11 protein-coding genes are annotated in these 13,805 nt (G+C 64.9%); 6 read left to right on the top strand and 5 right to left on the bottom strand.

The genetic code is table 11. The features are described from left to right. Positions 1–76: 76 nt before the first annotated feature. Together CH249_RS07495 and styD are read right to left on the bottom strand one after the other, a co-directional pair. Positions 77–646, bottom strand: coding sequence for a TetR/AcrR family transcriptional regulator (locus tag CH249_RS07495; protein ID WP_094646597.1), 570 nt, complete (start codon positions 644–646; stop codon positions 77–79). 254 nt (positions 647–900) lie between these two features. Further along, a complete protein-coding gene (gene styD, locus CH249_RS07490) occupies positions 901–2,385 on the bottom strand; it encodes a phenylacetaldehyde dehydrogenase StyD (RefSeq protein ID WP_094681667.1) in 1,485 nt (494 codons plus the stop codon). Between the two features lie 291 nt (positions 2,386–2,676). Between styD and CH249_RS07485 the strand changes: the two genes are divergently transcribed. The 3 genes from CH249_RS07485 to CH249_RS07475 are packed head-to-tail and all read left to right on the top strand — an operon-like array spanning position 2,677 to position 5,700. After that, positions 2,677–3,735 (top strand): carbon-nitrogen hydrolase family protein, encoded by a 1,059-nt coding sequence (locus tag CH249_RS07485; protein ID WP_094646531.1) that lies wholly within the window; start codon positions 2,677–2,679, stop codon positions 3,733–3,735. Next, positions 3,728–4,729, top strand: a complete 1,002-nt coding sequence (locus tag CH249_RS07480; protein WP_094681666.1) for a phenylacetaldoxime dehydratase family protein — start codon at positions 3,728–3,730, stop codon at positions 4,727–4,729. The genes CH249_RS07485 and CH249_RS07480 overlap by 8 nt, the downstream gene beginning before the upstream one ends. A 20-nt stretch (positions 4,730–4,749) precedes the next feature. Beyond that, on the top strand, positions 4,750–5,700 hold the full coding sequence (locus CH249_RS07475) for a helix-turn-helix domain-containing protein (protein ID WP_094681665.1): 951 nt from the start codon (positions 4,750–4,752) through the stop codon (positions 5,698–5,700). A 6-nt stretch (positions 5,701–5,706) separates the two neighbouring features. On the opposite strand, the gene CH249_RS07470 is transcribed toward CH249_RS07475, so the two are convergent. Then, entirely contained in the window at positions 5,707–6,684 is a 978-nt protein-coding gene (locus CH249_RS07470) for an alpha/beta hydrolase family protein (protein WP_094681714.1), read from the bottom strand. Positions 6,685–6,945: 261 nt separating this feature from the next. Between CH249_RS07470 and CH249_RS07465 the strand changes: the two genes are divergently transcribed. Both CH249_RS07465 and CH249_RS07460 read left to right on the top strand, forming a co-directional pair. Then, positions 6,946–7,398, top strand: coding sequence for a MarR family winged helix-turn-helix transcriptional regulator (locus CH249_RS07465; RefSeq protein ID WP_045198157.1), 453 nt, complete (start codon positions 6,946–6,948; stop codon positions 7,396–7,398). Then, positions 7,395–7,781: a DUF5313 family protein gene (locus tag CH249_RS07460; protein ID WP_094646528.1), complete on the top strand. Its 387-nt coding sequence runs from the start codon at positions 7,395–7,397 to the stop codon at positions 7,779–7,781. Before CH249_RS07465 ends, CH249_RS07460 begins: the two co-directional genes overlap by 4 nt. On the opposite strand, the gene CH249_RS07455 is transcribed toward CH249_RS07460, so the two are convergent. Beyond that, complete coding sequence (locus tag CH249_RS07455) at positions 7,775–10,156, bottom strand: response regulator (RefSeq protein ID WP_094681664.1); 2,382 nt, start codon at positions 10,154–10,156, stop codon at positions 7,775–7,777. The two genes, CH249_RS07460 and CH249_RS07455, sit on opposite strands and share 7 nt — an antisense overlap. Before the next feature lie 122 nt (positions 10,157–10,278). Here CH249_RS07455 and glgX point away from each other — a divergent pair, with 122 nt between their 5' ends. Next, positions 10,279–12,321 carry a glycogen debranching protein GlgX gene (gene glgX / locus CH249_RS07450; RefSeq protein ID WP_094632189.1) on the top strand — a complete coding sequence of 681 codons (2,043 nt, stop codon included), beginning with the start codon at positions 10,279–10,281 and terminating at the stop codon, positions 12,319–12,321. On the opposite strand, the gene CH249_RS07445 is transcribed toward glgX, so the two are convergent. Then, on the bottom strand, positions 12,302–13,735 hold the full coding sequence (locus CH249_RS07445; protein ID WP_094681663.1) for an FAD-dependent oxidoreductase: 1,434 nt from the start codon (positions 13,733–13,735) through the stop codon (positions 12,302–12,304). The genes glgX and CH249_RS07445 overlap by 20 nt on opposite strands. Positions 13,736–13,805: the final 70 nt, after the last annotated feature.

The following is a 13,805-nucleotide window of genomic DNA, read 5'->3' as shown; positions in this document are numbered from 1 at the left end:
GGTCTGGTGTTGGTTCTACGTACGTTGAATAACGAAGGCATGCGGCATTGCAGGATTCGCCTGCCCGCAGGGGTGGCTACAGCTGAGCTATGAACCGGTCGAGCATCTCGAACTGCCGGTCGGCAGTGGTGTCGTCGGGGGTGAGCACGCCGAGAATCTGCATACCCATCATCATGTTGAGCAACATTTCGACGGCGAGATCGACATCGAAGTCGCCGGCGTCGCCTTCTGCGCGAGCCTGCTCGAGAAATTCCGCCATCCGCGCCCGCCACGACACCAGGGATCGACGGTTCGTGTCGTCCATGTGCTCGTCGTACATCGCGCGCTGCCACAGCGAGACTGCAATTCTCGCCTCGAGCAGAGTCTCTTCGGTCGTCGGCATCACTTCTCGGCAGAAGATGCGGAGGGCATCGAATCCCGTTGCGTCGCCCAGCGCTTCGTCGATACGGCGGTTCGTTGCCTCGAAGACGTGCTCGAACGCGGTTCGGAGAATCTCGTCCTTACCCGCGAAGTAGTGACTCAGCGCGCCGTTCGTGTATCCCGCCTCGGTCGCGATGTCCCGCATGTTCGCGGCATCGATCCCCTTGGCAGCGATCAGACGCCACGTTGCCGCGGTGATCGCGCGGCGGCGTTCGTCGTGATCCACGAGCTTGGGCACAGCCCTACGGTAGCGGCTCCCTGCTCGGACCTAGGGTTCGGGCATCGTCATCATCGCCTTCCGATCCGTTCGGACGTTGTTCTACGTCCGTTGAATCAAAGCTTGAGGCCTACTCGTTACGAATCGAGTTTCGTTCGGTAAACACCGCGTTACCCCAGGTGAGCGGAACTTCGACCCCTGCTACGAAGTTCCGCTCACATGGGTCGTTCCGCAGGCTCCACTCCCGCTCACCTGCGTGAGCTCTAGAGAACGATCGTCACGACCTTCTCCTCGGTATTGGCCTCGATGCCTGCCCCCCCGAGCTCACGGCCCGTGCCACTGGTCTTCATGCCGCCCCACGGGAGTGCGGGATCGATTGCTGCCCAACCGTTCACCCATACCGCGCCGGAGCGGACCTGCGCGGCCAGGGTGTGCGCCCTCGACACGTCGCGGGTCCAGATCGAGGCGGCCAGTCCGTACACGGTGTCGTTGGCGATGCGGATCGCTTCGTCCGCGGTATCGAACGGAATCACCGTACCGACGGGCCCGAAGATCTCCTCCTGGGCGATCTTCATGCCGTTGTCGGCGTCGGCGAAGATGGTCGGCTCGACGAAATACCCGGCCCCGTCGGGACGGCCACCTCCGGCCGCCACTCGGGCACCGCCGTCGCGTCCGGCCTGGATGTACCCCAGCACGCTGTCGCGCTGCGTGGCGTTGACGAGTGCACCCATGGTCGTCGACGGGTCGAAGGGATCGCCCAGTACCTGAGCCGACGCCGCAGCGGCCAGACCGTCGACCACCTGTGAGTACAGCGAGCGATGCACCAACACTCGGGTGCCGGCCGCACACACCTGGCCCTGGTTGAAGAACAGGCCCATCGCGGTTCCGTTGATCGCTGCCTCGAGGTCCGCGTCCTCGAGGATGATCTGCGGCGACTTGCCGCCGAGTTCGAGGGTGGTCCGCTTGAACGTGTCGGCAGCCTTCTTTGCGATGAGCTTGCCGACTCGAGGACTTCCGGTGAAGCTGATCTTGTCGACGTCCGGGTGACCGACCAGCGCGTCGCCGGTCACTTCTCCCAGTCCTGGAACAACATTGACGACTCCCGCAGGTACGCCCGCCTCGTCGATCAGTCGAGCCAGGTGCAGGATCGACAGCGGTGCGTCCTCCGGCGGCTTGATCACTACGGTGTTTCCTGCGGCCAGTGCGGGCGCGAGCTTCCATCCGGCGATCATCAGCGGCGTGTTCCACGGGACGATCATGCCGATCACGCCGACGGGCTCGCGAACGGTGTACGAGTGCGTCGGCTGCCCGAAGTATCCCGCAGTGGGAATGGAGCTGCCGGTGATCTTGTCTGCCCAGCCGGCGAAGTGCCGGAAAGTGGCTGCTGCATTGGGAATGTCGAGCATCGCCGGTTGACCCACCGGCTTGCCGACGTCGAGGGCCTCGAGTCGAGCGAGCAGGTCGCCGTCGCGCTCGATGAGATCGGCAATCCGGTTGAGCAGCTTCCCGCGGACTGCTCCAGGAGTCGCGCCCCACTCACCACCGAGCTGGGCCCGGGCCGCGCGCACCGCTGCATCGACGTCCGACGCGGTAGCCGCAGCAACCTCGGCCAGGGGCTGTTCCGTCGTGGGGTTGATGTCGGTGAAGGTGCCACCGTCGGATGCGCCGCGCCACTGCCCGGCGATGTAGAGCTCGGTGGCGGTGCCGGTCGGCAACGACGGTGCGGCCGATTCCTGTACTGCAATCATGTTTCTTGGCTCCTTCTCGGGTGCCGATCGCGGCACCTGTGGCGTGTCTGCTCCAGACTGCGCCCGTGCCTACGAGAAGGTCTTGTGTGATCGCGCACACATTGTGCGGCAGATGCGCACCGCCCATCGAGCTCCACGCGTGACGATCGTGTGTCCACACACGAGGTCCCGGTTACCGCAATGTTTCGGTATCCGACCGTGCGACGGAGAGTCAATTTTTCCGACACTTCGAGGCCATCGAATGGCCTTTCAGCAGGCAAAACTGGGGCACTCCCAACGAAAGGCCCGTCCATGAACCACCATCAGTTCCGCGCCGCAGCAGTCCAGGCCGCGCCGATCTTTCTCGATCTCGACGCCTCGATCGACAAGGCGATCGGCCTGATCGAGGACGCAGCTCGCGCCGGAGCCGAGCTCGTCGCGTTTCCCGAGACCTACCTGCCCGGCTATCCCTGGTACATCTGGCTCGACGCCCCGGCATGGGGATTTCAGTTCACACAGCGCTATTTCGACAACTCGCTCGAGTACGGAACTCCGCAAGCAGCTCGAATTGCGCAGGCCGCCAAAGACAACCACATCATGATCGCGATGGGCCTGAGCGAGCGATACAAGGCCAGTCTCTACATCGCCCAGTGGATCATCGACGCGGAAGGCAAGACCGTCGCTATGCGTCGCAAGCTCAAGCCGACTCACGTCGAACGCACCGTCTACGGCGAGGGCGACGGATCGGATCTGTCGGTGTACGACACGGACCTCGGACGAGTCGGCGCACTGTGCTGCTGGGAGCACTTGCAGCCGCTGTCGAAGTACGCGATGTACGCCCAGAACGAGCAGGTTCACATCGGAGCCTGGCCCAGCTTCTCGCTCTACACCGGAGCGGCCTACGCCCTCGGGCCAGAGGTCAACACGGCCGCCAGCCGCATCTACGCCGTCGAAGGCGGCTGTTTCGTCATCAGTCCGTGCGCGACGGTCTCGCCCGAGATGATCGACATCATGTGCACCGACGACGCCAAGCGCGCGATGCTCACCGCGGGCGGCGGGCATGCCCGCATCTTCGCTCCCGACGGCCAATTGATGCACGAACCGCTCGCCCCCGACGCCGAAGGCCTGGTGTTCGCCGACATCGACACCAGCCTGATTTCCATCGCCAAGGCCGCCGCCGACCCGGCCGGCCACTACTCGCGTCCGGATGTGACGAGACTGTGGCTCGACAAGACTCCCGGCGACCGCGTCGTGTCGGGTGCGCAGCCAGTGGCGAACGCGCGCTACGACTCCACCGAGGACGTCGCCGCCGAGGTACGGCTCGAGATCACCGAGCAGCTCGCTCACGACGAGGACGCCGCCCGTGTCTGAGCTCGAATCCGCGATACCCGATCACCTCGTCGTTCCACGGTCGTGTCCGCGCAGAACACCCGAGAGCTACCAGCCGCCCTTCCCGTCGTACGTGGCTCGCTTTCCGGTATCGACCGAGCGAGTCGTGATGGGCTACTTCGGAATACAGGGCGTACCCGACGCCTCCCCGTGGGGTGACGACGGCCCACCCCGGACGGACCGGGCGCGCTACACCGACGAGGAGGGCATCGACACGACGGTGTTCATCGGCTACTGGGACGACGTGGCCGCCTTCGACCGCTGGTTCGACACCGTCGGCCGGCACTGGACGAGCGTCCGAGGCCGCTTCGTCGAGATCATCAGACCGACCGTCGACCGTTACGAGACGCTGTTCTCGTCCACCGGACGAATGGAAGGTGTTGCCACTCTGACCGATTCACTCAGTGGAACCATCGTCGAGCATGCCTACTGGGGCGGGGTTCGAGATCGAATCCCGTTGTCGCAGAGTGACTCGCTTGCTCCCAGCGGGGAGCCTCGGGTGGTGCGCGAGGGCGACAGAGTCAGGATCGTGCCGCAGGAGAACCTCTGCCTCATCCGATCCGGGCAGGATTGGGCCGATACCGCCGGGGCCGAACGAGAGATGTACCTGCGGGACGTCGAACCGGTATTGCGTGCCGGCATGGACTTTCTCCGCGACGACGGACTGGTCATCGGATGCTTCGCCAATCGGTACATGACCGTCGTGACCGACGACGGCACCGATACCGACAAATCGTTCGGTATGAGTTGGTGGCGCAGCCTGAGCGATCTGGAGGCATGGGCCGAGTCGCATCCGACGCACGTGGCCATCTTCGGTGCCGCGCTGAAGTATCTGTCGACGATGGGCCCCGCAGCCGCCCTGAGGCTCTATCACGAAGTGACCGTCGCGGCGGCGGACGAGCAGTACTTCGAGTACTTCGGCTGCCACGACCGCACCGGTCTACTGCGCACCGCTGCCGAGCGTTCTACTCTGTGACCGGACGGGAGGTACCTGACATGGGCGATCCGCTGCGCACCGATTCGGTGGACCGGGCCGACAGCGTCGACTTCTGGACCGCGGCGGTGAGCCGGACGTACGTCGATCTCGAGTGCACGATTCCCGAGAACGCGTCGGCCATCACCGGGCATATCGAGTCCACCGGACTTGCGACTCTCGGGTTGTCGCGAGTGTCGGCGACAGCTCAGAGCGTGCTGCGAACGCCTGCAGGTATCTCCCGAACCAGTGACGACTACTTCCTGGTCAGTGTCCAGACGTCGGGAACCGGGTTCGTCGTCCAGGACGACCGAACTGCGGTCCTGCAACCGGGAGACTTCGCGCTCTACGACACCACCCGGCCCTACAGTCTTCGCTTCGACGACCCGTTCGCCCAGTACGTGCTGATGCTCCCCGGAGCGACGCTGAGGACGCTCGTCCGGGATACGGGCTCGTTGACCGCACGGGCGGTGTCCGGACGACACGGAGCGGGAAAACTGCTCGTCAGCATGATCTCGTCGATCATGGACGACGCCGACATGAGTACCGCCTCGGCCGAGGCCGTGTCGCAGAGCGTCGAGTACATCCTGGTCGCAGGCCTGGTCGGACTCACCGGGGTCGAGAAGCCCGCACCGTATGCGGCGTCGGAGAGACTCGGCGAAATCAAGCGCGCGATGACCGCGCGACTGCGTGATCCGGACCTGACCGTCACGGAAGTGGCTGCCTCGCTGCACTTGTCGCTGAGTACGGTGCATCGAGCATTCGCCGGTGAGCCGTGCACCGCCAGTGAATGGATCTGGATGCAGCGACTCGACGGCGTCAAACGGGCCCTGTGCGAGCCGCAGAATGCCCGCACCACCATCGGCGCGTTGGCGGCATCGTGGGGATTCACCGACCCCGCGCATTTCAGCCGCGCGTTTCGTGCGCGCTTCGGCTGCACCCCCAAGGACTTTCGCGACACCAACCGCAGCTGAGTCGGCTCAGATCTCGAGCGACCCGGCCAGTGTCGGCCAACTCTTGGGCAGCTGCTCCACCCAGTACGGCCACGAATGAGTTCCGGTCTCGGTGAAGTCGAATGTCGCCGGGATGTTCAGCTGGCCGAGTCGGTCCGCCAGTCGATGGGTGCAGTAGTTCGCGCCCACTTCGATGAGGCCGCCGACCACCACCACATCCAGTGCCGCTGCGCTGTCGAAGCTTTCGTGCGGTCCCGGTGCTCCCGTTCCCACCGACACGTACACGTCGGTGCCGCGCAGACTTTCGGCGTTGACCACCGAATCGTGTTGCACCCAGGCAGGATCGAGAGGTCCGCCCCACATGTTGTCGGCATTACCGCCGAACGCTCCGACGATCGCGCGAATGCTCGCCTGCCCCATCGGCTCCGAGGAGGCGAAACAACCACTGTACGACGCCACCCCGGAGTAGAGGTCGGGGTGACGTGCGGCCAAAATCATGGCGGACTGCGCACCCATGGACAGCCCTGCGATCGCGTTGCGTCCGTTGCCGTCCACGGCTGCGTCGATCAACGGGGGGAGTTCCTCGGTCAGGAACGTCTCCCATTGGTATCGGCCGAGTTTCGGATCGTCCCGTTGCCAGTCGGTGTAGAAGCTGCCGGGGCCTGCCAGCGGTAGGACGACGTTGACGTTCTTGTCGGCGAAGAATTCGGCCGCGCCGCCCTTGCGGAGCCACATGCTGTTGTTGGGGTCCTCTTCTCCGATGCCGCTGAGCATGTACAGCGTCGGCCGCGAGCCGGACCGTGCTGCCGGGGTGAGCACCTGCACCTCGACGACCGCCCCCATCGCGGGCGATTCCACGCTCAGCGTGCGCAGGGTCTGCGACGCGATGGACGTGTCGACGATCCGCGCGACCGGCCCGACGGGATCGGCCGTCGCGACGCCTACCGAGGACACCGACAGAGCTGCGGCGACGACGAACGTGGTGAAGATGCGTCGACGACGCATGGCGATCCTCTCGGGAGGTGTCAACAGGGCGGGATTTGTCACAATGAAATGGCGAATTGCATGGAGCATTGCACAGCAACCGACCGGATGGAATGCCGAACGTCGATCCGCCCGATTCGGACCGACCGGGACTCTGGCAACACCTCGCCGCGCGAGCATTTGCCCTTCTTTGCAACATCTTTCGGGCATCGAGTACCGACTTTCGATATCGCATCGCCCACTAATGGTTAGTGCACTACTCAATTCTGGTAGCCTGGGACCGTGGCCACCGCCGAAGATCCACTCGCACTCGATCGACAGGTCTGCTTTGCACTCGCCGTCGCCAACCGTGCCGTGCTGTCGGTGTATCGGCCCCTGCTCGAGCCGATGGGGCTGACGCATCCGCAATATCTGGTGATGCTGGCACTGTGGGGCGAATCGCCGATGTCGGTCAAAGCCATCGGATCGGCACTGCAGCTCGACTCCCCCACCCTGTCGCCGCTTCTCAAGCGTCTGGAGTCGATGGGGTTGCTCACCCGCAATCGAAGCGTCGAGGACGAGCGCGTTCTGCTCGTCGCGCTCACCCCGGCCGGGGCCGCACTCCGCAAGAAGGCCGAGAAAATTCCACCCGCCGTCGTGGCGAAGCTCGGCGCGTCGCTCGCCGAGCTCGACGAACTGCGACGCGTCCTCACCCGCGTCAACGACGCGGCCATCGCAGCAGGAGCACTGTCGTGAACGCTCGCCCGACCCGCACCCGTCCGCCCCTCGGCCAATGGCTGGGCTACGCCGTCCTCGGCCGCAAACTCCCCGACGAGTTCCAGGGCTGGGTCCGACGCGATCTCGTCGGTCCGGGAGCGACGCCGCGTCACATCCTGCGCTCGATGATTCCGTTCCTGCCGATCTTCATCGGATTTTTCGTCCTGTTCCCAGGAGCGATCTGGCTACGCGCCTCGATGGTGTTGCTCAGCCTGCTGCTCGCGCTGTTCTACACGGCGGCGTACATGGACCAGAACCGTGCCCGACGCCTGGAAATCCACGGGCTCCCGGCCGGTCTGAAGAGCGAGAAGAAGACGGCCGAAATGGAACGGGAACGCGAGAAGTACCGCCGCAATCACTGACGCTCTCGGTCGAGCCCGGCGGTGAAGTCGTCGACGATCATGGTTGCCAGGTCGCGGGTCTTTCGGTTGGAGTTCTGCGACAAGTCGGTCAGCTGGGTGAACGCGGCATCTTCGTCGATGCGGTAGACCGACATCAGAATTCCCACTGCCCGGCCGATCGTTCCGCGGGTGTCGAGGGCAGTGCGCAGCGTCGAGGCCTGGTTGTCACTTTCGGCGAGGATCTGTTCGCGCATACGGGAGAGTTCGTGGTGTACCCGCACACGGGCGACGAGTTCTCGATCGTGGAACGGTTTGACGATGTAGTCGTCGGCCCCGCGGCCCAGGCCGTCGAGCACGAAGTCCGTTCCCGCTCGCGCGGTCAGCAGTATCACGGGCACACGCTGCAGGCCGGTGTCGCGGCGGATCTCGTCGACCAGGTCCAGTCCGCTGCGCCCGGGGAGCATGACGTCGGTGAGCACGATGCCCGGCGGCGTCGACCGTGCCAGATCGAGTGCGGTCTCGATATCGCCTGCGGTGGCGACCGACCACCCTTCCTCGGTCAGCAGCCTCAGCAGGTAGTTGCGCATGTCGACGTTGTCCTCGACGAGCAGAATGTCCGCTCGATCGGGCGTCGCCTGCGTCGATTCGTGGGCCACGAAGATCGCCGACACCGAATCGGTCGGTGTTGCCGGACGGTCGACGGGCACCGCGGCCTCGACCGGCTTCCGGGGCACGACCACGGTGAACGTGCTCCCGATGCCCACCTCGCTGTCGACATCCACATGCCCGTTCAGGGCTGTGAGCAGGTCCGATACCAGCGCGAGCCCGATGCCGAACCCTTCGATACTGCGCGCTCCCGCGTGCTCGACCCGGTGGAATCGATCGAAGATGCGCGACAGATCGTCTTCGGGGATTCCGAGCCCGGTATCGGCGATCACGAGCCGAACGGTGTCGGTCTCGGCCCTCAGACGCACCGACACCCGGCCCGTGGGGGTGTACTTGATGGCGTTCGCGACGAGGTTGAACACGATCTTCGACCACATCTCGCCGTCGCTGAGCACGACGACGTCCTCGGACGTATCGACTTCCAGGTCGAGACCGCGGTCCGACGCCACCGTCGCGAACAGCGTCGCGCAGTCACGCGTCACCGCCGTGAGATCGGTGGGTTCGAGACGGGCCTCGAGTCGGCCCGCGTCGGCGCTGACGGCATCCATCAGATCGTCGACGAGTCGGCGTAGTCGTACCGATGCGCGGTGGACCACGTCGAGGGATTGCCGATCGGGTTCGCTCAACTGCGAGGAAGCACTCTCGCGTACCGAGTCCAGCGGACCGGCGAGAAGGGTCAGCGGTGTTCGGAATTCGTGCCCAACGGTTTCGAGCAGCCGCGTCTTCGCCGCATCGGCCTCGGCCAGCGCCACGACGCGTTGCCGCTCCATCTCGAAGGCCTGGGAGGCGGTCAGCGCAGTCGATACGCGTTCGGCCACGACGCCACAGAACGAGGTGAAGGCATCGTCGATCACTCGGTGGCTGCTCACCCCGATCAGCAGCGCACCGACCGGCTGCACACGGCCTGCCATCGTCAACGGCACGACGACGGCCCGAGGAACGTTGCCGTCCACGCCGACCGTCGCCACGGCCACTGCGCCGTCGGCGACCCGGGCGAGATCGGCGCACTCCCACGTCGAGCGCTCGTAGCCGACGTCGCCGCCGGTCACGACACACTCGACGCGGCCGTCCGCATTCATGCCTTCGCGGAGGTAACCGGAGACGAGCGGAAACTCCGATGCTTCGGCCGCGAGCGCGCCCACGGCCGCCCGGCAGATGTCCTCGGCACCGTCGGTGTCGATGCCTGTCAGCGTCCCCAGGCTCAGCAACGCCTGCATACGACGGTCACCGAGCACCTGCTGGGTGACCTCCGACGTGGCGACGAACACGCCGAGGACCGCGCGTCCGGGACCGTGGATCGGGCTGTAGGAGAAAGTGAAGTACGTCTCTTCGAGGAATCCGTACCGGTTCATCATGAACCGTTGGCGAGCACCGTGCACTGCCGTGCCGCCGTCGACGACCTGTCGGGCCAACTCTCCGATCTCGTCCCAGATCTCCGCCCAACAGACCTTGGCCGGCTGCGCTGCGGCCGCGGGGAACTTGTCCCCGAGGAAGTCGGTGTACGTGTGGTTGAAGATCTGCACCAGGTGAGGACCCCACCAGATCAGCATCGGAATCGTCGACGGCATGACGGTGCGAATCGCGGTGATCAACTCTTGCGGCCACCGGTCCACCGGCCCCAACTCGGTCGCCGCCCAGTCCAGTTCCCGAAACCTGGCGTCGGTCGCGTTGTCACCCGGAAACAGCTCGTCCAGGCGGGCCGAACCGGCATCGGGTCGTGGGGAGTTCATCGCATCGTCCTTCGTAACTTGCGCCCGCTGGTGCTCGGCGGCCGCAATCTCGCCGTCGATAGTAGCCGAACGCTCGGTATGCAGGCGTTTCGCTCGAGCCTTACGGGGGTACTGCCGCGACCATGCCCTCCTCATTCAGTCTCCCGTACCCCTTGGGCGTCTCACGTCTGTCGAACGACGGTGCCAACCTTGCCGTCTACTCCGAAACAGCGGACTCGGTCTCCGTGGTCGTATTGAACGACGACGGAACAGAGCGCAGTACAACGCTTTTGACGCAGCGCACCGGCCACGTCTTTCACGATCTGGTTCCCGACGTCACCCCGGGAGCGCGGTACGGTCTGCGCGTCGACGGTCCGTGGGACCCCGCGTCGGGGTTACGGCACAACTCGGCGAAGTTGCTCCTCGACCCGTACGCCACCGCCATCACCGGTCAGGTCGACTGGAACGAGTCGGTCTTCTCGCATCTGCACGACGAGCCGGAGACCCGCAACGACGAGGATTCGGCACCGTACATGCCGTATTCCGTTGCTGTGCAATCGAACTTCGATTGGTCGGGAGACGAGTCACCGCGCACACCGTTGGACAAGACGGTCGTCTACGAGGTGCACGTCAAGGGATTCACCGCCACCAATCCCGATGTGCCCGAGGACATTCGCGGCACCTACGCCGGACTGGCACACCCCGCAGCCATCGCACATCTGAAACGAATCGGCGTCACGGCAGTGGAACTGCTGCCGATCCACCAGTTCGTTCAGGATTCGCATCTGCTGGAGGAGGGCCGTCGCAATTACTGGGGCTACAACTCCATCGGCTTCTTCGCCCCGCACAACGAGTACAGCAGCACCGGCGACACCGGCGGCCAGGTGGACGAGTTCAAGGCCTTGGTCAAAGCCATGCACGACAACGGCATCGAGGTCATTCTCGACGTCGTCTACAACCACACCGCCGAGGGCAACCATCTCGGACCGACCCTCTCGCTCAAGGGAATCGACAACGGCTCGCACTACCGACTCGTCGACGACGACCGGAGCGCGTACTACGACACCACCGGTACCGGCAACAGCCTCAACGTCGGTCACCCCGCCGCCCTGGCACTCATCCTCGACTCACTGCGCTACTGGGTGACCGAGATGCACGTCGACGGCTTCCGCTTCGACCTGGCCAGCACCCTGACTCGTCAGGACTCGGACCTCGACGTGCACAGCGCGTTCCTCAGCCTCGTGCATCAGGATCCGACGCTCGCGCCGGTCAAGCTCATCGCCGAACCGTGGGACACCCAGGGCTACCAGGTGGGCGGCTTCCCGGCGCGCTGGTCGGAGTGGAACGGCAAGTTCCGCGACGACGTTCGCGATTTCTGGCGCGGCGAGAGCGGCGCTCTGCCTGCACTGGCGCAACGTGTCACCGGAAGCCCGGACGTCTACGAGAGCACCCGTCGACCCACGTTGGCCAGCGTCAACTTCATCACCGCACACGACGGCTTCACGTTGGCCGACCTGAACTCCTACGACGACAAACACAACGAGGAGAACGGCGAGGACAGCCAGGACGGCGAATCCGACAACCGCTCGTGGGGTTGCGGTGCCGAGGGCCCGACCGACGACGAGGGTGTCAACGCATTGCGAGCTCGCCAGCAACGCAATCACCTTGCGACGCTGCTGCTCTCGGCCGGTGTGCCGATGATCCTCGGCGGCGACGAGCTCGGCCGGACGCAGAACGGCAACAACAATGCCTACTGCCAGGACAACGAGGTCTCCTGGTTCGACTGGAGCACAGCCGATCAGGACCTCATCGACTTCACCACGCACCTCATCGCGCTTCGCACCGAGCACCCGGCACTGCGCCCCACCTGGTTTCGGCACGACAGCGATTCCGACGAGGAGGGAGCCGGCCCGGACACCGTCGACTTCTATCGCGCCGACGGCGAGAAGCTGTCCGACGAGGATTGGTCCGACGGCAACGCCCACAGCATTCTGGTCCTCATGCGCGCCGGGGAAAGTGATGCCTCGTTCGCGTGGATGGTCAACGCCTCACCCGGAGCCGTGGAATTCACTCTGCCGAAGGGCACCTGGACTCAGACGATCTCGAGCGACCCGGATCAGGCCTACGAGGCCGGCGGCCCGTCCATCCTGATCCGAGAGCACTCGTTCACGTTGCTGCAGGGCTGATCGAGGCGGAACACTCTGCTGTCCACCGGTCTCGAACAGCCTGCCATTGATTCGAGTCCGATCGTCCGGCCCATGCGATGTATCCATCGGGCCGGACGAGGACTGCCGGACCGTTGTCGGCTCGGCGGGGGATATCCGTTCGGCTGCAATCGTTCTCGCCGATCATCAGAAACGTGGTGTCGCGCAGCGCCGTGGTGACGGTGCCGTCGATGAGGGGTATCTGCACTGCGCGCCGGCCAACCAGCGGGTGCTCGCCACGTCGGCAAGCATACGAGATCGAAATACCGGAAAACATCCCGGCTATCCTGCCGACGGCACGTTGTCTACGAAGCACCCGTGCGGAGACGATGTTGCGCAACGTCCGCGCTACCACCGAGCGCAGCAACAACATGCGAATCGTCGCGCCGCTACTGCGCAACACCAGCTTTCCCACTGGATGCCGCTCGTCGTGATAGGTGTCGAGGATCTTCTCGTCGGCACCGCCGAGGACGGCTGCCAGCTTCCAGCCGAGGTTCATCGCGTCCTGGATTCCGGTGTTCATGCCCTGTCCCCCGGCAGGCGAATGTACGTGCGCCGCATCGCCGGCCAGGAATACCCGGCCCACTCGGTAGCGCCGGACTTGCCTCTCGTCGCAGGAGAAGCGCGAACTCCATCGCACGTCGGTCCAGCCGTAGTCGGTTCCGAGTGCGCGGCGCACCACGTCACGAAGCCGCGTCTCGTCGACGGATGCAGCTACATCTGCGGTGTCGGTACGGTCGCAGGCGATCACTCGAAACCACCCGTCGCCGAACGGCGCGACGAACGCAAAGCAGTCCTTGCCTGCGCCGATGTTGATCAGACCGTTGGGCGGATCAACCAACCGGACATCCGCGAGCATGATCGACCGCAGCAATTCCCTGCCGGGGAAGTCGAGTCCGATCGACGTGCGGACGATACTGTGCACTCCGTCGGTTCCGGCCGCATACGACGCCGTCCACTCCTGCGCGCTGCCGTCGGCCACCGTCCCGCGCACCACTACCCCGTCGGCATTCTGCTCGAGACCGGTGACCTCGACCCCGCGCAGAATCCGCGCACCGGATGCCCGCGCGTACTCCTCGAGTCGAGAGTCCACGTTGGTCTGTGGCGTGACCAGCAGATACGGAAACTGCGACGGTAGTGCGCCGAGGTCGAGGGACAGTCCGTTCCAGAGTTTCAGTCCCGGCGCGTGCGCTCCGGTGGAGAGCAGGTCCTCGGCCAGACCACGACTGTCGAGGATCTCCAGCGTGCGGGCATGTACTCCGAAAGCTCGCGACAGCGGTGATGGTGCATCGTGTTTCTCGAGCACCGTCACCGAGCGGCCGGCACGCGCGAGTTCCCCCGCCAGCATGCAGCCCGCCGGACCTGCACCGACGACGATCACGTCCGAATGGTTCATGACGCACTCCCACTGTGGTCAGCGAATTCCTGGGTCAGCGAATTCTTGGTCAACGATTGTTGACTTCCGA

Source organism: Rhodococcus sp. 05-2255-3B1, from assembly GCF_002258545.1.
GTDB lineage: Bacteria > Actinomycetota > Actinomycetes > Mycobacteriales > Mycobacteriaceae > Rhodococcoides.
Note: the sequence above shows the minus strand (reverse complement) of the source record. Positions and strands in the feature narration are given on the sequence as shown.